Origin of the sequence: Kribbella caucasensis (assembly GCF_004361855.1) — a bacterium.
Lineage (GTDB): Bacteria > Actinomycetota > Actinomycetes > Propionibacteriales > Kribbellaceae > Kribbella > Kribbella caucasensis.
Map to the genome: position 1 here is coordinate 98,885 of NZ_SNWQ01000021.1, position 17,652 is coordinate 116,536.

Consider the following 17,652-nt stretch of genomic DNA (forward strand, 5'->3'; position numbering starts at 1 on the left):
ACCTCTACGGGCGTCGCGTTCGGGTTGGAGGCGGGCCGTCGGGAGCGTGGATCGAAGACCGCGTCGCCCACGAGGTTGAGACGCCGTAGGTCGCGGCGACCTCCCGGACAGGACGGTTCTCGACCACCATCGCGGTGATCAGCAATCTATTCGATGTCATGACCGCACGCTCAGCGCGGGCGGCACTTCATCCCGGGATCTCCGGAGACATCAGTCCGGCATGTCGTGAGACACGTGTCCGGGATGTCGTGAACCAGAACACTGTCAGCCCGACAGATGAGGGCGGTGACTCGCGAGAGTCGCCGCCCTCAGTCATTTCCAGCCCGACCTACGCTGGGCGGCGTGAGTGTGCTGCAGCGGGTCGAGTTGGGTGAGGTCGAGTACGAGGTCGCCGCGAAGGACATGAAGACCTGGGTGGCCGAGCGGATCGACGGGGACGCGGGAGACCGGTTGTTCCTGCTGAGCCATCCACCGGTGATCACCTACGGCCCGCGGACGTCCCTGGCCGACCTACCCGCCGAGACGGCCGCGATCCCGACGGTTGCGGTGGACCGCGGCGGCTTCGCGACGTACCACGGCCCGGGCCAACTGGTCGGCTACCTGGTGATCGACCTCAAGCGGCGTGGCCCCGTCGACATCGTCCGCTGGGTCGAGAACGGCCTGATCGAGGCGCTCGGCACCCTCGGCTTCCCCCTGATCCGGCGCGACACCCCGCGCGGCGCGAGCAGCCTGGTCGGTGTCTGGACCGAGGACCACCGCAAACTCTGCTCGATCGGCATGCGCATCCGCCACGGCGTCACCAGCCACGGATTCTCGATCAACGTCGACCCCGACATGACCGTCTTTCACACGTTCACAACATGCGGCCTGCACGACGTGACGATGGTCTCCTTGGCCGAACTGGCCGCCGAGCGCGGCAGGCCGGCGCCGACCGAGGCCGAAGTACGGGCCGCCGTCGCAACCGCTCTCGGAGCTGTCTAGGACGGTCGGTTGTCGGTAGCCTGCGGCCCATGACCGAGCCCGACGACGACAGCGAGGCCCGCCGGTTCGACGCCCCGCCGCTGCCGCCACTGCTGATTCTGGCCGTGGTCGGGGTGCTGAGTGGGTTCGTCGTCATCGCGATGGTTTGGCTCAGCGAGCGAGGGTGCGATCGGTTCCGGGGCGCTTCGAACTGTGGCGCGTTCGGGCTTCCGTTGCTGGTACTGACCATGGTGGTGACGGTGGTGCTGGCGGCGATGGCGTTGAGCCGGCTGGCGATGCCGCATCCGAAGCTGGTGGCGTTTCTCGGCGTAGCGTTCATGGTCCTGATCGTGGTCGGCTTTCTGTCGGACAGCTTGTTCAGCACCTGGACGTTGCTGGTGGTACCGGCGCTGACCGCGATCATGTTCGAAGTCGCCCATCTGATCGCCGGATTCCTGGAGCGTGCCGATGCCTGACCAGTCCCCCCGCTACAAGGCCCACCGGGTCAGCACGCCGCCGCCGATCGACGGCACGCTGAGCCACCCGGTCTGGGCGGAGGCGCCGTGGACCAGCGATTTCGTCGACATCCGCGGCGACGGATCGGTGCCGCGGTTCCGGACCCGGGCGAAGCTCCTGTACGACGACACCCACCTGTACGTCGGCGGTGAGCTCGAGGAACCGCACGTCTGGTCAACGATGACCGAGCGCAACACGTTCCTGTACGAGGAGAACAACTTCGAGCTGTTCCTCGACCCGGACGGCGACGGGCTGAACTACTACGAGTTCGAAATCAACCCACTCGGCACGATCTGGGAGCTCACCCTGCCCAAGCCGTACGCCGAGGGTGGGGTCGCCGTGGATCCGACGAACCTGCCGGGCCTGCGCTCCGCAGTACAGGTGAACGGGACGCTGAACGACCCGAGCGACACCGACACCGGCTGGACGGTGGAGTTCTCGCTGCCGTGGTCCGACCTGGCGCAGTTCAACGAAGGCGGCGCGACGCCTCCGCAACCAGGGGACGAGTGGCGGATGAACCTGATGCGGTGCCAGTGGCCGCACGAGGTCGTGGACGGGGCGTACCGCAAGGGCGAGGAGTCGGACTTCTGGGTCTGGTCGCCGCAGTACGTGGTCGACATGCACCGACCGGCGACGTGGGGCGTGCTCCAGTTTTGACCCCCGTTGTCAGCCCGTGACCGGGGCAGGGTGACAATGAGTTACGTGGAGTTCTGGGGTGACGACGGGTACGACGATGAGGTCGTGAGCGCCATCGAGCGCGCCTGTGACACCGACCCCCGGGCCGCGCTGCGACTGGTTGCGGAGTACTCGACTTACTGGTGGTCGCACGGGATGCAGGACGAGGCTGCGGCGGCGGCGGAGCGGGTGCTGAGCATGCTGGGCCGGACAGTGCCTGTCGGGCTCGACGAGGAGTACTTGCTGGCAGTGCTCCACGGCGCCGCGTCAGCTGAGCAGGAGCAGCTGGAGTTGGCCGAGCAGATCGTGCTGGCCACAACAGGACCCTTTCGGTACTCGGTGACAGTGCTGCTGTGGTCGCTGGTGTTCGGGCCGTTCGAGTCCGCCTCGGTGGTGGAAGAGGTACTGGCGCGGAACGAGGACGGTGACGCCTGGACCAGGGCAGCGGTCGAGCTGTGCCGTGGCTATCCAGGCCTGACCTCCGCCACGCCGGGTGACGCCGCTCAGGCGCTGCGCACGGCGCTGGGACGCTTCCGGATGCTCGACGACCGCTGGGGGATGTTCCTGGCGCTGACCGCGCTCAGAGAGATCGTCGATGACCCTGTCGACATCATCAGCGAGGCCCTGGAGCTGGCCGAGAAGCTCCGAGCGGACGACGAGTCCGGACTGCTGCTGTGCCAGCGCGGCGAGCTCTACCGCCGTCAGGGTGACCTGGATGCGGCCGGCGAGGACTTCAGCTGGGCGCTGGCTCTGGCTGAGCACGCCGACCTGCCGGAAACCGCTGCTGCCGCCCACATCGGCCTGGCCAGGGTCGCCCGCTGCAGTGGCGACCTGCTGACGGCCAGAGAGCACCTGGCCGTCGTTGTGTCCCGCGACTCGGAAGACCTGGAAGACGCCCGCTACGAGGCAATGCACGAGCTGAACCTGCTGATCAACTCCGAGGCCTCCGCGTAGGGCCAGCCCACATACGGCTGTGGGACACCGCCACACCTGTGGCAGCGGCCACAGAAGGTCCCCCTCGCCCGACTCGCACATGGCTGGTTAGAGTCGGGCTGACCCAGCGCAGACCTGCAACGGAGCAGCTGATGGACAAGACGTACGAGTCGCCGCGGGCCGCGGTCGACGACATCGGCGACGGCGCGAGCCTCGCGGTCGGCGGCTTCGGGCTGTGCGGCAACCCGATGGAACTGATCACCGCCCTGCATGACCGGGGGGTGAGCGGGCTCAGTGTGGTGTCGAACAACTGTGGTGTCGATGACTGGGGTCTTGGCATCCTGCTGGCGGACAAGCGGATCGCGAAGATGACGTCGTCGTATGTCGGGGAGAACAAGGAGTTCGCCCGGCAGTTCTTGTCCGGTGAGCTGGAGGTCGAGCTGACTCCGCAGGGCACGTTGGCGGAGAAGCTGCGGGCGGGCGGTTGCGGGATCGGCGCGTTCTTCACCCCGACCGGGGTCGGTACCCAGGTGGCCGATGGCGGGTTGCCGCAGAGGTACAACGAGGACGGCTCGGTCGCCAAGGCCTCGGCGCCGAAGGAGACCCGCGAGATCGGCGGCGTCACCTATGTGCTGGAGGAGTCGATCACCACCGACTTCGGCCTGGTGCACGCGCTGAAGGGTGATACCCACGGCAACCTGGTGTTCGACCGGAGCGCGCGCAACTTCAACCCGCTGGCCGCGATGGCCGGCCGGATCACCATCGCCTCTGTCGAGGAGCTGGTCCAGCCTGGTGAGCTGGACCCCGATGAGATCCATCTGCCGGGTGTCTACGTCCAGCGGGTGGTTGCCGTTGGCAAGAACATCGAGAAGCGGATCGAGAAGCGTACGGTGCAACCCCGCGAGGCCTACGAGGCCGCCCGCGAGAAGCTGGAGGCCTGAGATGCCACTGACCCGTGAGCAGATGGCGGCCCGGGCAGCTGCGGAGCTCGAGACCGGCTCGTATGTGAACCTCGGGATCGGGCTGCCCACACTGGTGCCGAACTACATCCCGGCCGGCGTCACCGTCGTACTCCAGAGTGAGAACGGCATCCTCGGCGTCGGCCCGTACCCGGTCGAGGGCGAAGAGGACCCGGACCTGATCAACGCCGGCAAGGAAACCGTCACCACGTTGCCGGGGGCATCCTTCTTCGACTCGTCGCTGTCCTTCGGGATGATCCGCGGCGGCGCCATCGACGCGGCCATCCTGGGCGCCATGCAGGTCTCGGCCAAGGGCGACCTGGCCAACTGGATGATCCCCGGCAAGATGGTCAAGGGGATGGGCGGCGCGATGGACCTGGTGCACGGCGCGAAGCAGGTGATCGTGCTGATGGAACACGTCGCCAAGGACGGTTCGCACAAGATCCTCGAGGAGTGCGACCTGCCCTACACCGGTCGCGGCGTGGTCGACCGGATCATCACCGACCTCGCGGTCCTGGATGTCACCGACGACGGCCTGAAGCTGGTCGAGCTTGCCGACGGCGTCACCTTCGACGAGTTGCAAGAGAAGACGGGCGCCCCGATCAAGCAGTAAGCGGTACGACGACCGCCGGCCCGGTCGTCGTACGGCGCTTGACATCGACATATCGTTTATCGTTAGTATCGACCAACGATATTATCGAGAAACGATAGGGGGACGCCATGGGGTTCGCCAGCTGGGGCCGTACCGACACCCGTGTTCTGACCGGCATGCTCGGCATCGCCTTCGTCATAGAAGCCTTCTGGGGCCTGGTGCTCCCGTTGCTGCACGTCGCCGGGGCGCTGGACGTCGTGAGCACCCGGGACGTTCTGGTGAACCCGAATGTGGGGACCGATCTCGCTGAGGCGGATGGCATGAAGCTTTCCGTCTCCGAGTCCGCGACGCTGAAGGTTGCCGACCCGAGCCTCGGTGAGCGGGTTCTGCTCGACCTGCCGGCCGTCTTCTACGCCGTACTGATTCTGCTCGGGATCTACTGGCTGTTCCTGGTCGCGCGGACACTCGGCGCGGGTGACCCCTTCGCTCCGCGCAACCCGTTCCGCCTCTTCGGGATTGCCGCGCTGATCGTCGTCGGCACGTTCGGCGACAGCCTGCTGACGGGGATCACGACCCACCAGCTGGTGGCCGGCACGTCGCTCGAGGAACACGTGCCGTTCTCGGTCGACTTCTCGTTCTTGCCGCTGGTGGTGGCCGCGCTCGTCGCCGCGGTGGCCGAGGCCTTCCGGATCGGCGTACGGCTCCGCGAAGACACCGAAGGGCTGGTGTGATGCCGGCCGACGACAGCCACCGGATCCAGGTCAACCTGGGTCGTCTGCTGGCCGAGCGCGACATGACCCTGACCGAACTCGCCAAGCGCATCGATGTCACCGTCGTGAACCTGTCGGTGCTCAAGAACGGCCGCGCCAAGGCGATCCGCTTCTCCACCCTGACCGCGCTCTGCGACGCCCTCGACTGCCAGCCGGGCGACCTCCTGAAGCTCAACTGAGGTCTGGCGTGGGCAATGGCGACCACCTAGTGTGCGGGCACGCCCTGGGTTGAACAGCCCGGGGTGTGCCCGCCCAAGCTCAGGAGTCCGCCCATGCTGCTCAGCTCGTTCCGGCGATCCCGCCGGGCAACCATCGCCGCCACAGCGGCCACCGTCCTCGCCGCGACCGCCCTCAGCCCGCTCCCCTCCGGCGCGGCACCACCAGCACAGTCACGACCCTTCGTCTCGGGTACGCAAACAACGGCCGTCTACGACTACGACAACGCGATCCACGAGCGGGTCTCGGTCGAGGTGCCGGTCGACGCCGACGACAACGGCGTGAACGACCGGGTGATGGTCGACCTGATCCGGCCCGGTGAGGCCGCGCAGGCCGGAGTCGACGTACCGGTCATCATCCAGGCGTCCCCGTACTACGCCTCGAACCCGGCGAGCTACTTCGACGCCGATGGCACCCGGCAGGTGTTCAACACCTGGCTGGACAACTACTTCGTACCGCGCGGTTACGCGGTGGCCTTCGTCGATCTGATCGGCACCTTCCGTTCCTCCGGCTGCGACGACGTCGGCGGCGACTACGAGGTCGCCGGCGGTAAGGCCGTGATCGACTGGCTGAACGGCCGGGCCAACGGGTTCACGCCGTCGGGCAGCCCCGTGACAGCGGACTGGTCCACCGGCAAGGCCGGCATGATCGGCGTCTCCTGGAACGGCACCATCGCCAACTCGGTCGCCGGCACCGGCGTGGAAGGCCTCGAGACGATCGTGCCGATCGCGGCGATCTCGAGCTGGTACGACTACACCCGCAGCTACGGCGTCCCGTTCTGGGGCAAGTACGTCGGCTTCCTGCACGACTACGTCAGCAACGACGTGAGTCCGCGTTGCCCGCAACTGACCAAGGACCTGGAGACCGCGTCCGACTCCGCGACCGGCAGCTACAGCTCCTGGTGGGATCCGCGCAACTACCGCCTCGACGCCGCGAACGTCCGGTCCAGCGTGTACGTCGTGCACGGGCTGAACGACGAGAACGTCAAGACCAGGCACTTCGGCGAGTGGTGGGACGAGCTGGCGAAGAACGGCGTACCGCGAAAGATCTTCCTGCACCAGGACGTCCACATCGACTCGTTCAGCTACCGCGACACCTGGGTGCAGCGGTTGCACCCGTGGTTCAACCACTGGTTGCAGGGTCTCGACAACGGCGTGATGGACACACCGATGGCGATGCTCCAGCGCGAGGACGGCACCTTCACCACCGAGGCGACCTGGCCGGCCGCCGGAGCCCAGCAGACGAAGCTGTCGCTGGCGGCGTCGGCCGGGCGGACCGCCGGCACGCTGACGACGGATGCGGTGACGACGTCTGGCACAGTCAACTTCTCCGATCGGAAGGACTCCGACGACGACTACGTGCTCGACCCGACGACCCTGCGATCCGACCGAGCCGTGTTCCTGACGAACGAGCTGACCAGCGCCGTACGGTTGTCCGGCACCGGCACGGTGAAGGTCCGCGTCCAGTCGTCCCAGCCGTCGGCGGCGATCAAGGCCCGCCTGGTCGATTACGGCCCGGCCAACCGCTACACGACGTACTTCGCCAAGCCGACGACGACGTGCTGGGGAGACGGGACCACGACCGACACCGGTTGCTACGCCGACACCGGGATCGCGACTGCGAAGTCCGACCTCAACGTGGTGGCTCGCACGATGGCGGACATCGGTCACTACAAGTCGCTGACCCAGCGGGAGTCGTTGCAGCGCGGGGTCTGGTACGACCTGTCGTTCGAGCTCAACGCCGACGACGCGGTGTTCGCCGCGGGACACCGGATCGGCCTCATCCTGACGGTCGAGCCGGGCAACCCCGACGATCTCGACGCGCGGCGGGCGCTGACCATCGACCCGGTGGGTTCGTCGCTCACCCTGCCCCTGGCGGGCGCGACGACGACGCTGCGTACTCCCGGTCCGGCCGAGCCGGTGCCGGCGCGGGTGAAGGCCCACCCCGAGCCGGAGAAGGACCCGGCCGAGCTGATCCGCCAGTTCGTCGACACCTCGCGGTAACGCTTTCCGTAAAGAACCTGCGATCTGACCGGTGAACCCCTCGTCGGAGTGGGGGGTTCTCCGGGAGGATTGCGGGGTGGAGCTGGATGTGTTCGTGATCGGTGGGGTCGGGGTCGACACGATCGTGCGGGTGCCGTCGCTGCCGTTGGAAGACGTGGAGACGATCCACGTGCAGCCGATCGAGTCGTACGTCGGCCATACGGGGCACGGGGTCGTGCTCGGTTGCCACCTGCTCGGGCTGCGGACCGGTCTGGTGGACGTGATCGGTGACGACCTGGAGGGCCGGCAGATCCGGCGGCTGTACGAGGATCTCGGCATCCCGTTCGCCGGCGCCTTGCACCCGAGCGGGACCCGGCGGGCGGTCAACCTGGTCGCCCCGGATGGCCGCCGGCTGTCCCTGTACGACGGCCGGCACCCGCCGAACCTGAAGGTGGACCCGGACCTCTGGCGGATGCCCATTCTGCGATCCCGGCACGTCCATGTGTCGATCATGGACTTCGCCCGCCAGGCGCTTCCCGACCTGTCCGCCGCCGGGTGCACGGTGTCGACCGACCTGCACGACTGGGACGGCCACAATCCGTATCACCAGGACTTCGCGATGGCGGCTGACGTCGTCTTCGTCTCGGCCGCCGCACTCCCGGACGACGCGATCGAGTGGATCTTCAAGCACGGACGTGCCGAAGCGGTGGTCGTCATGGCAGGCGCCGACGGCAGCTACCTGTACGCCCGCGGTCTGGAACCGGTTCACGTCCCGCCTGTTCAGCTCGCCGACCGCCCCGTTGTCGACAGCAACGGCGCCGGCGACGCCTATGTCGCGGCGTTCCTCACGACCTGGCTTGACGGCGACAGCTGGGAGCGGGCCGCGGCCGCCGGATCGATCGCGGGCGCGTGGGCCTGCGGCTCGGCCGGGACCCACACCGACCTCATCACCGCCGAGGGACTGGCTGCGCTCAGGCGCGAGTGAGGGGTGGATGCAGGGTGGTCGCGGTGCCGCGCTGGAAGAGCTGCGCGGGGCGGCCGCCGTCCCGGGTGGTGGTGGCACCGGTCGGGGTGACGAAGCCTTCGGTCTTGGTGACCTTGCGGTGGAAGTTGCGCGGATCCAGGGCCTGCCCCCAGACCGCTTCGTAGACACCACGGAGTTCGGAGATGGTGAACTCGTCGGCGCAGAAGGCGGTCGCGAGCGGGGAGTACTCGAGCTTGGCACGGGCGCGCTCGACGGCGTCGGTCAGGATCCGGTGATGGTCGAACGCGAGCCGCTTCGGATCCCCCAGCACGTCGGCCACCCCTACCCAGGACGCCGACGCCGCGTCCGACCCGGCGACCGGGGTGGGCAGATCCGGGACCAAGGCCAAATAGGCCACGCTGACCACCCGGCCGCGTGGGTCGCGCCCCGGTTGGCCGTACGTCGCGACCTGCTCGAGGTGGATCCGGTCCGACCCTAGTCCCGTCTCCTCCGCCAACTCGCGGCGCGCGGCGGTCTCCAGATCCTCCGCCGGCCGGACGAATCCGCCCGGCAACGCCCAGCGGCCCTTGTACGGCGCGATCCCGCGGCGGATCAGCAAGACCTGCAGCGACCCGTCCCGGACGGTCAGGATGATCAGGTCGGCAGCCACGCCCATCGGCTCGAAGTCCATGACGGACCACTCTAATCGTCACCTTGACGAAAAGCGATCACCGGCCTTATCGTCATACTGACGACAAGGAGAGATGAGAGATGGCAGACATCACCCGGTTCCGCTTCATCAGTCACCTACGGGCCAACCCGACCACCCACGTCCGGCACCTGCGCAACGGCAAGCTCAGCCACGACGGGGCCGGCCAGGCGTTCTGGTTCCGGGCGCTGAACTCCTCGCTGAGCGAGGTGCCGATCGACGACCGCGAGCAGCCGCTGCTGTTCCACGGCCGGACGATCGACTTCCAGGACGTCACCGTGCAGGCGACCGTGACGTACCGGGTGATCGACCCGGCGCTCGCGTCGACCCGGCTCGACTTCGGGATCGACCCGGACACGGGCGTGTGGCGGTCCACGCCGCTCGAGCAGCTCGGCGGCCTGATGACCGAGCTGGCCCAGCAGACCGCGCTGGACGTACTGGCCCGGATGAACCTGACGGAGGCGTTGTCCGAGGGCATGGCGTCGCTGCGGCAGACGATGAGCACTGGGCTCCGCGAGGACCAACGGCTCACCGGACTCGGGATCGGCGTGGAAGACGTCCGCGTGGTCGCCGTACGTGCCGAGCGTGAAGTGGAGAAGGCGTTGCAGACGCCGACGCGGGAGATGGTGCAGCAGGCGGCCGACAAGGCGACGTACGAGCGGCGCGCGATGGCGGTCGAGCGGGAGCGGTCGATCGCGGAGAACGAGCTGCAGAACCAGATCGAGCTGGCTCGACGCGAGGAGCAGCTGGTCACCCAGCGCGGGCAGAACGAGCGGCAGCGCGCCACCGAGGCGGCCGCGGCCGGGCGGATCGAGACCGAGGCCGCGGCGAGCCGGAAGCGGGCGCTGAGCGAGGCCGAGGCGGACGCCAAGCGGGTGATCGGTGCTGCCGAGGCGGCGGCCGAGAAGGCGCTGCTGGAGGCGTACGCCGAGCTCGACCAGGCGAAGATCCTGGCGATGGCGATCAAGCAGGGCGCGCTGCCGGAGATCGGCACACTGAACCTGACCCCGGACCTGATCACGCCGCTGCTGACCAGGCTGACGTCCGGGAACCAGGCATGAGCCTGCCACCTCGGGCAGTGCTGGTACACCGGGCGACCGAGCTCACCGAGCTGGTCGCCCGGCACGGCACCCGTCAGCAGGCCGGCTTCTTCCTGACCAGCCGGGGCCGGGATCTGGCCGAGCTGGACGCCAGACATCAGGCCCAGCAGGAGGCGCTGGCCACGGTGTCGGCGGCGATCCCGCTGGACTGGCGGCGCGCTGTTGCCGAGCGCAACGATCTGGACCGGTTCGTGTTCGGGCCGGAGGATGTGGTGATCGCGGTCGGTCAGGACGGTCTGGTCGCGAACGTGGCGAAGTACCTCGACGGGCAATCGGTGATCGGGGTGAATCCGGAACCGGCGCGGAACCCTGGGGTGCTGGTGCCGCACCCGCCGGCGGCGGTGGCCGGGCTGCTGGGGTCGACAGTCGTGGAGGAACGAACGATGGTTGCCGCGAGCACCGATGACGGGCAGCGGCTGCTCGCCCTCAACGAGGTGTACGTCGGCCACCAGACACACCAGTCGGCCCGCTATCGGCTTCGCTCGCCCGACGCGCTGGAAGAGCGCCAGTCGTCGTCCGGCCTACTGGTGGGCACGGGGACCGGTTCGACCGGCTGGTGTCGCTCGGCCTGGCAGGAGCGGCACAGTCCGCTCATGTTGCCGACAGCATCCGAGTCAACACTCTGCTGGTTCGTTCGCGAAGCCTGGCCGTCGCCCGCGACCGGCACCGACTGCACGGAGGGTCTGCTGATGGCGGACCAGCACCTCACCGTCACGGCCGAGTCCGACCTGGTGGTCTTCGGCGATGGCGTCGAGTCCGACACCCTCGTCCTCAGCTGGGGCCAACGTCTCGACATCACAGTCGCCGACATCCGTCTCCACCTGGTCAGGTGACCACCTCAAGTTCTTCTGGGCACCGGCCGGGCGGGTCACAATCGAACGGTGGGCACCAATCTGCGTCTTGCCGACCTGCTGGCGGGACTGTCTCTCGCGGCTGACCTGGGCTACGGGCTGGCGCCGGGCCACGCGATGCGCTCGTGCCTTGTCGGAGTGGCCCTCGCACGAAAGATCGGCCTGTCTGAGCACGAGACCGGCGAAACCTTCTACACCTCGCTGTTGTCCCACGTTGGATGTGCAGCGTTCTCCCATGAGATGTCCGCCGCGTTCGGCGACGAACTGAGAGCGAACCAGGCAGGCGCGAGGACGAACTTCGCGGATCCGAAGGACATCTTCTGGTCGCTGATCCCGGAGTCCACGCGCGGGATGCCGCTCCTGGCGCGGGCAAGAACCGCGGCCTTCATCCTGACCCGGGGCCGCGCGCTGGGACGGCACTACGACTCGGCTGTGTGTGAGATCGCGCGGGAAACCGCACGCCGGATCGATCTGGCCGACGGAGTGCAGAGTGCCCTTTTCCAGGTGAAGGAGGCGTGGAACGGGAGCGGTTTCCCCCAGCGGCTCGAGGGGGACGAGATTCGCGTGCCCGCCCGCGTTGCGCGGGTGGCGTCCGAAGCGACCCTCTTCTACGACATCGGAGGTGTCGAGCTCGCCGTACAGGCGGTGTCACGCCGCAGCGGTTCGCTCCTCGATCCCGCGATCGTCGCGGACTTCGTGGCGAACGCGGATGCGCTGCTGAGGGACGCCGACGCCGGGGATCCGCGGGCAGGAGTACTGACGGCGGAACCGGAACCCGTCGTGAAGAAGCCGGCTGGCGATCTGCCGCTGGTCGCTGCCGCCTTCGGCGATCTGGTGGATCTGAAGACCCCGTTCACCCATGGACATTCGAAGGAGGTCGCCAGGCTGGCCAAGGGCGCGGCAGAGCGCCTTGGGTTCGACGCCGAAGCGACCCAGCGCCTGCACGTCGCCGCCTTGCTGCACGACCTCGGCAAGGTCGGGATCTCCGACCTGCTCTGGGAGAGACCGGGGCCGCTCACCGGTCCGGAGTGGGAGCAGATCCGCCTGCACGCGTACCACACCGAACGGATCCTGGCGACGTCGCGAACTCTCGAGCCACTGGCTCGCATCGCCGGGATGCATCATGAGCGGCTCGACGGTTCCGGCTACCACCGGGGGTGCCGGACTCCGGAGATCTCGATCTCCGCGCGCGTGCTGGCGGCTGCGGATGTCTACCAGGCGATGACCCAGCAGCGTCCTCACCGTGATGCCCTGGATCCTGAACATGCCGCCGAGGAGCTTCGGGCGGCCGCCGACAGGCGCAGGCTCGATCACGAGGCGGTCGCGGCGGTTCTCGAGGCTGCCGGGCAACGGGTCCATCGTCGGCGGGCAGCCGGGCCGGCCGGACTGACCGATCGGGAGGTCGAGGTCCTTCGGCTGGTCGCGAGGGCGTGCTCGAACCGGGAGATCGCCGAGCAGTTGCACATCTCGCCACGAACAGCCGAACACCATGTGCAGAACACCTACGCCAAGATCGGCGTGACGAGCCGCTCAGCGGCGGCACTCTTCGCCTTGGAGCACGACCTGCTGCCCGCCTTGGAGTCTTGAACCACGCCGCGGATCGCCAACATCCCGAGAATGGGTAGGTCCTACCGATGCCGCACGCACACCGGTCATCAACTATGAGGACGTGAGTACCGCGGGGTCCAGGATCACCCGCCCGACAGACCGGAGGCTTGTCATGAGCAACAACGTGCATATCAGCGTCCATGAGCGCCAGACGTCCACCTTCCTCGGCATGGACAACCACATCCTGCTGCGGAACGAACACACCGATGGTGCCGCCGGGGTCCTCGAAGTCTCCGTCCAGCCTGGCGCCGGCGCTCCGCGGCATACCAACACCCGTGAGGCGTTGATGTGGTACGGGATCGAAGGCACGATCGTCCTCGAGACCGAAGACGGCCGCTCGGCGCTGGCTCCCGGGGAGGCGATGTTCTTGCCCAAGGGACGCACGCATGCCTTCGCGAACCTGTCGGACCGCCCCGCTCGGGCTCTGCTCGTCTGTCTCCCCGGCGGATTGGAGGAGTTCTTCCTCGAGCTCTCCGGCAGGCTGCCGACCGACGTCCCCGCCGGGCCTCCTGCCCCCGAGGCGGTCGCAACCCTTGCCACCACGGCGGCGCGGTACGGCGTGATCGTTCACTCGCCCGCCGCGGTGTAGCCGGGAGCGCCACGCTGTCCAGCAGGGGTCAGGCGACCTCGGTGCAGGTGATTGTCGCGTGCCACGCGGAGAACAGCCTGCGGGCTGAGCCACCGATCGGGCCGACCGCCGCGAACACGTCGCCGCGGCTGGCCGGTCGCGCGGCTTCCACAGCATCGGCAGCCTGCTCTGGGCTGTCGATCGTCGACGAGCAGACGTCGAGGATGTAGTCCGGCACCTCCAGCTTCGGGTCCACACAACCGACCAGCGGTACGCCGACCGCGGCCACGATCGGGAACACCGTGCCCGGGATGCCGACCGCGCACTCCGCCGTCGCCGATGCCTGGACCGACGGGACCAGGCTGATCTCGTACCGCTCCCAAAGGGTCCGGTCCTCGCGCGGATGCAGGCCGACCACGATGTGTTTGCCCGCGGCCTCTAACTTCGCTGCGGCATCGAGCAGCAACTCGGTCCCCGGCGCGGCCCCACCGGTCGGGTCGGGCCGGGTCACGCTCGTCAGCACGAGCACCCGATCCGCCTGCGGCTGATAGGCGGGCAGGTTGTCGGTCTGCGGCGAGCCGAGCATCCGGACCCGGCGCTTCCAGCCCAGGTACGCCGCGAACACGTCCGACTCGGCAGGCGACGCGGCCGTGACGAGCTCCAGCCGAGACCGGAACTCCTTCGCCCGCGGCGCCTCCACCGGTTTCTGGTAAGCCAGCGAACTCGCCACCAACGGCATCCGGTTGAGCGCCGCGGCCACATCGGCCGGCCAGTCCGCGGCACCGTTGACGACCAGCAGATCGGCCGGCGGAACGTCGTCCAGCGTGGCCACGGTGACCGGATCGGTCGGCGTGATCCGCGACCGGTCCGGCACCACCTGGACAAGTTCCCAGCCCCGGCGCGCGGCCTCGGCCAGCAGCGGCGCCGCGTGGTACGTCCCCCACGGCTCGTTCGTTGCCAACAGCACCCGAGTCCGGCGCCTAGTCACCGCGAAGGACTGGCCCGGATTGAGCGCGGCCAGACCGATACCGACTCCACCAGCCCCCAGCAGGGCGCGTCGCGTCATAGTCATGCGCCCGACGCTAGGGGCCACCGGGTTCGCCCGAGTGAACAGGCCTTGAAGACTAGATCTCTTTGGCCGGCTGGATGACGACCCGGGACAGGTTGACATTGCGAGGCCGGCTGACGACGTACGCGACCAGGTCGGCCACCTCGTCGGCCTGGATCGCGGGCAGGCTGGTCCGGATCTCGTCGACCATCGCCTGCAGGTCGGCCGGGAACTCGTCGGCCAGTTCGGTGCCGCCGGTCATCCCGGGTTCGAGGTTGGTGACCCGGATCCCGTCACCGGCCACCTCAATCCGCAGCGCACGGGACAGGTAGGTGAGCGCCGCCTTCGACGCGCCGTACGTGGCCATGCCCGCCATGAACCGCTCGCCGGCGATCGACGAGACATTGACGAGGTCTGTGGTCTTGGTCGCCGCGCTTCGCTTTAGCGTGGGCAGGAAGATCCGGGTGACGTTGATCATGCCGTTGACGTTGACGTCGATCAGTCGCCGCCACTGCTCGGCCGGCAACGCCTCGAAGGGGACCACCTTCATCAGGCCGGCGTTGTTCACCAGCAGATCGATGTCGCCGAGGCGCTCCTGGACCTGGGCCGCGGCAGCAGCCACCGACTCCTCATCCACTACATCAGCCGGTACTGCGATGGCGGTGCCGCCGCTTTCGACGATGCGGGCGGCGAGTTTCTCCAGGCGGTCGGCGCGCCGGGCCAGCAGGGCGACGGCGGCTCCCTCGTGGGCAAGACGGGTGGCGATGGCGGCGCCGATTCCGCTGGCGGCGCCGGTGATCAGGGCTACTCGGTTGGTCATGCCTCCACCGTCCGGTGCGTGCTCCGGGCGGACCAGATCCCGGTCGACCGTGGGTCTGGCAGTACCACCCAGGCCGTTGTGGTGGTCGGGGATACTGGGCGACGTGAGTGTGCGCCCCCAGCTCGGCGAGTTCCTGCAGACCAGGCGTGCTCGGGTGCGCCCGGACGAGGTCGGCCTGGCCACGGGACACGACCGCCGGGTCAGTGGCCTCCGGCGCGAAGAGGTCGCGCTGTTGGCGAACGTCAGCGTCGACTACTACGTGCGCTTGGAGCAGGGGCGAGCCAGGCACCCGTCCCCCGCAGTACTGGGCGCTGTTGCCGACGCGCTGCGGCTGACTCCGGCGGAGCGGGAGCACCTCTTGTCGCTGGCTGATCCGCCGGCGCGCGCTAGGCCTGCGCCTGCCGTGGTGCGGCCGGCGCTGGACACGTTGATCCAGTCGATGCGGGACATCCCTGCCGTCGTACTGGACCGGCTGACGAACGTGCTGGCGTGGAACTCCGCGGCCGCTGCCCTGATCACCGACTTCACCGCACTGGACGCCGACGAGCGGAACGTCACCAGGTTGTACTTCCTCGACCCGGCGGCGCCGGCGTTCTACGAGGACTGGACAACGGTGGCCAAGGACGCCGTCGCTCAACTGCGCCGCGCCTCGGCCGAGTACGCCGACGACCCGGAGCTGGCCGAGCTTGTCGAGGAGCTGACGACCCGGAGTCCTCTGTTCGCCCAGTGGTGGCGGGGCCAGGACGTTCGGACGCGGTCGCACTGCCCGAAGGTGTTCAACCACCCGGCGATGGGTCACGTCACCTTCACGCTCGAGTCGCTCGACCTGCCCGGCGACGACGGCCAGTACGTCCTCACGTTCACGCCTGCGGACCCGGCGACCGAGCTCGCGCTGCACGCCCTGCTCTCCACTCACACCCCGGCCTGACAGGCCAAGGCCCCGAGTCCAGCGCGGACTCGGGGCCAAGGTTTCGGTCGCGATGGGGACGCTGACCTGGGAGTTGGGTTAGAGGGTCAGCGACCAGGAGTCGAGGTAGCCGACGTCCTGGGAGTAGGCGTCCCGGAGCTGGAGGCGCCAGGTGCCGTTGCGGGTCTCCGAGGAGACGTTGGTGGTGTAGGTGGTGAGGATGTTGTCGCCGGAGTCGCCGCTGGCACTCTTCAGCCGGTACGACGAACCGTCGGGCGCGAGCAGATCGATCACCAGGTCACCGCGGTACGGGTGCTTGATGTCGACCGCGACCTGGCTCGACGACGACGCCGTACCGGTGCAACCGGAGACGGTCACGGGGCTCGTGACGGCGGCTCCCGCGTCGGGGATGTTCACGTTGTTCGCGTTGGTGAACGGCCCGCACGCACCGGGTCCACCACCGCCGCCGAGGCTGGCCGCGGCCGCCTGGATCGCCGATGCGAACGTGCTCACCTCCGTGTACACACCCGGCGCGCTCGGCCGGGCACACCCGTCGCCGTGCGAGACGATGCCGACCTGGATCCACGCGTTCGCGGAATCCCGGCGGAACATCGGCCCACCGGAGTCGCCCTGGCAGGTGTCGACCCCACCGACGTCCATCCGGCCGGCGCAGAGTTCGGCCGCGAAGATCAGATCCGAGTAGTACGGACCCGCATCGCGACACGTGACGTCGTCGACGTACGGCACCTGCGCCTTGAGCAGGTACCGCTCCTGCGGACCACCCTCACTCGCCGCACCCCAGCCGGCGACGGTGAACGTCCCCGTGTTGTACGCCGTGGTGGTGGCAATCGGCAGCGTCGCCACACCGGTGATCGGGGTGGCCAGCTTGATCAGCGCCCAGTCGCCACCGGTGCTGGTGCCGTAGGTGGGCGAGCGGTGGATGTACGTCGACTGCCGCTTGATCGCGGACGAGTCCTGCAGGTCGACCACCCCGACGGTCGCGGTGATCGAACTGTTGTTGCCGGTGGAACCCACGCAGTGCGCAGCGGTCAGCACGAGCTGATTGGTGTACATCGCGCCACCACATCCCATGGACAGCCTCACCATCCACGGAAACTCGCCTAGCGCTGCGCGGGTTCCACCGACGACTCGGGGGCTCGGTTCACCTTGGGCGGAGGTGGACTTTGCACTCGCCGAGTGGGCGGGCACGATGACCAGGGCGGCGGTCATCGCGCACAAGCCGGCGGACCTGAGCAACCTGCTCAGGGATCTGGTGCCCCGGTGGGGGGCAGCTGGGGACTTGCGAAGTCTGGAAAGAAGCATGGGCGGTGCCTCCTGAACGGCCTCGGATGCACGATTTGTACACCCTCCGGCACAGCCGGTGATGGCACTGGAGTGCTAGGGCACCGATGCGCCGGGATCGAGACCCAACCGAAACGGGCGCCGCTGACGGGTCGGCCAACTCGGGCCAGAA

At 68.4% G+C, this 17,652-nt stretch carries 19 protein-coding genes; 15 read left to right on the forward strand and 4 right to left on the reverse strand.

Going from position 1 to position 17,652, the window contains the following annotated elements; genetic code table 11:
• The first annotated feature begins 342 nt into the window (after nt 1-342).
• From lipB to EV643_RS33980, 10 genes are all read left to right on the forward strand, one after another.
• Nucleotides 343-981: a lipoyl(octanoyl) transferase LipB gene (gene lipB / locus EV643_RS33935; protein WP_133804281.1), complete on the forward strand. Its 639-nt coding sequence runs from the start codon at nt 343-345 to the stop codon at nt 979-981.
• Between the two features lie 29 nt (nt 982-1,010).
• Nucleotides 1,011-1,436, forward strand: coding sequence for a hypothetical protein (locus EV643_RS33940; RefSeq protein WP_238165986.1), 426 nt, complete (start codon nt 1,011-1,013; stop codon nt 1,434-1,436).
• Nucleotides 1,429-2,133 (forward strand): carbohydrate-binding family 9-like protein, encoded by a 705-nt coding sequence (locus EV643_RS33945; RefSeq protein WP_133804282.1) that lies wholly within the window; start codon nt 1,429-1,431, stop codon nt 2,131-2,133. Before EV643_RS33940 ends, EV643_RS33945 begins: the two co-directional genes overlap by 8 nt.
• 36 nt (nt 2,134-2,169) lie before the next feature.
• Nucleotides 2,170-3,105, forward strand: a complete 936-nt coding sequence (locus EV643_RS33950; protein WP_133804283.1) for a tetratricopeptide repeat protein — start codon at nt 2,170-2,172, stop codon at nt 3,103-3,105.
• 131 nt (nt 3,106-3,236) lie between these two features.
• The gene (locus EV643_RS33955) at nt 3,237-4,025 is read left to right on the forward strand and encodes a CoA transferase subunit A (protein ID WP_133804284.1); all 789 of its coding nucleotides are present in this window, start codon (nt 3,237-3,239) and stop codon (nt 4,023-4,025) included.
• 1 nt (nt 4,026) lies between these two features.
• Entirely contained in the window at nt 4,027-4,656 is a 630-nt protein-coding gene (locus EV643_RS33960; protein ID WP_133804285.1) for a CoA transferase subunit B, read from the forward strand.
• Between the two features lie 107 nt (nt 4,657-4,763).
• Nucleotides 4,764-5,366 (forward strand): DUF2975 domain-containing protein, encoded by a 603-nt coding sequence (locus EV643_RS33965; protein WP_133804286.1) that lies wholly within the window; start codon nt 4,764-4,766, stop codon nt 5,364-5,366.
• Nucleotides 5,366-5,584 carry a helix-turn-helix domain-containing protein gene (locus EV643_RS33970; RefSeq protein ID WP_133804287.1) on the forward strand — a complete coding sequence of 73 codons (219 nt, stop codon included), beginning with the start codon at nt 5,366-5,368 and terminating at the stop codon, nt 5,582-5,584. The genes EV643_RS33965 and EV643_RS33970 overlap by 1 nt, the downstream gene beginning before the upstream one ends.
• 93 nt (nt 5,585-5,677) lie before the next feature.
• Nucleotides 5,678-7,624 carry a CocE/NonD family hydrolase gene (locus EV643_RS33975; protein ID WP_133804288.1) on the forward strand — a complete coding sequence of 649 codons (1,947 nt, stop codon included), beginning with the start codon at nt 5,678-5,680 and terminating at the stop codon, nt 7,622-7,624.
• Between the two features lie 76 nt (nt 7,625-7,700).
• Entirely contained in the window at nt 7,701-8,588 is an 888-nt protein-coding gene (locus EV643_RS33980; protein WP_133804289.1) for a carbohydrate kinase family protein, read from the forward strand.
• Here the strand turns inward: EV643_RS33980 and EV643_RS33985 are convergent.
• Nucleotides 8,575-9,258 (reverse strand): NUDIX hydrolase, encoded by a 684-nt coding sequence (locus EV643_RS33985; protein ID WP_238165988.1) that lies wholly within the window; start codon nt 9,256-9,258, stop codon nt 8,575-8,577. The two genes, EV643_RS33980 and EV643_RS33985, sit on opposite strands and share 14 nt — an antisense overlap.
• An 80-nt stretch (nt 9,259-9,338) precedes the next feature.
• Here EV643_RS33985 and EV643_RS33990 point away from each other — a divergent pair, with 80 nt between their 5' ends.
• The 4 genes from EV643_RS33990 (at nt 9,339) to EV643_RS34005 (ending at nt 13,424) form a co-directional block, all read left to right on the forward strand.
• The gene (locus EV643_RS33990; RefSeq protein ID WP_133804290.1) at nt 9,339-10,337 is read left to right on the forward strand and encodes an SPFH domain-containing protein; all 999 of its coding nucleotides are present in this window, start codon (nt 9,339-9,341) and stop codon (nt 10,335-10,337) included.
• Nucleotides 10,334-11,209 carry a diacylglycerol kinase catalytic domain-containing protein gene (locus EV643_RS33995; RefSeq protein WP_133804291.1) on the forward strand — a complete coding sequence of 292 codons (876 nt, stop codon included), beginning with the start codon at nt 10,334-10,336 and terminating at the stop codon, nt 11,207-11,209. Before EV643_RS33990 ends, EV643_RS33995 begins: the two co-directional genes overlap by 4 nt.
• 48 nt (nt 11,210-11,257) lie before the next feature.
• Nucleotides 11,258-12,814 carry an HD domain-containing phosphohydrolase gene (locus EV643_RS34000; RefSeq protein WP_133804292.1) on the forward strand — a complete coding sequence of 519 codons (1,557 nt, stop codon included), beginning with the start codon at nt 11,258-11,260 and terminating at the stop codon, nt 12,812-12,814.
• 133 nt (nt 12,815-12,947) lie between these two features.
• Entirely contained in the window at nt 12,948-13,424 is a 477-nt protein-coding gene (locus EV643_RS34005) for a cupin domain-containing protein (protein WP_133804293.1), read from the forward strand.
• A 28-nt stretch (nt 13,425-13,452) separates the two neighbouring features.
• Here EV643_RS34005 and EV643_RS34010 read toward each other — a convergent pair whose 3' ends face one another.
• Nucleotides 13,453-14,475 (reverse strand): hypothetical protein, encoded by a 1,023-nt coding sequence (locus EV643_RS34010; RefSeq protein WP_202869881.1) that lies wholly within the window; start codon nt 14,473-14,475, stop codon nt 13,453-13,455.
• Between the two features lie 52 nt (nt 14,476-14,527).
• On the reverse strand, nt 14,528-15,271 hold the full coding sequence (locus EV643_RS34015; RefSeq protein WP_133804294.1) for an SDR family oxidoreductase: 744 nt from the start codon (nt 15,269-15,271) through the stop codon (nt 14,528-14,530).
• Nucleotides 15,272-15,374: 103 nt separating this feature from the next.
• Between EV643_RS34015 and EV643_RS34020 the strand changes: the two genes are divergently transcribed.
• Nucleotides 15,375-16,199 (forward strand): helix-turn-helix transcriptional regulator, encoded by an 825-nt coding sequence (locus EV643_RS34020; RefSeq protein WP_202869882.1) that lies wholly within the window; start codon nt 15,375-15,377, stop codon nt 16,197-16,199.
• Between the two features lie 78 nt (nt 16,200-16,277).
• Here the strand turns inward: EV643_RS34020 and EV643_RS34025 are convergent, their stop codons facing one another.
• Nucleotides 16,278-17,501, reverse strand: coding sequence for a trypsin-like serine protease (locus EV643_RS34025; RefSeq protein ID WP_238165989.1), 1,224 nt, complete (start codon nt 17,499-17,501; stop codon nt 16,278-16,280).
• Between the last annotated feature and the right edge of the window lie 151 nt (nt 17,502-17,652).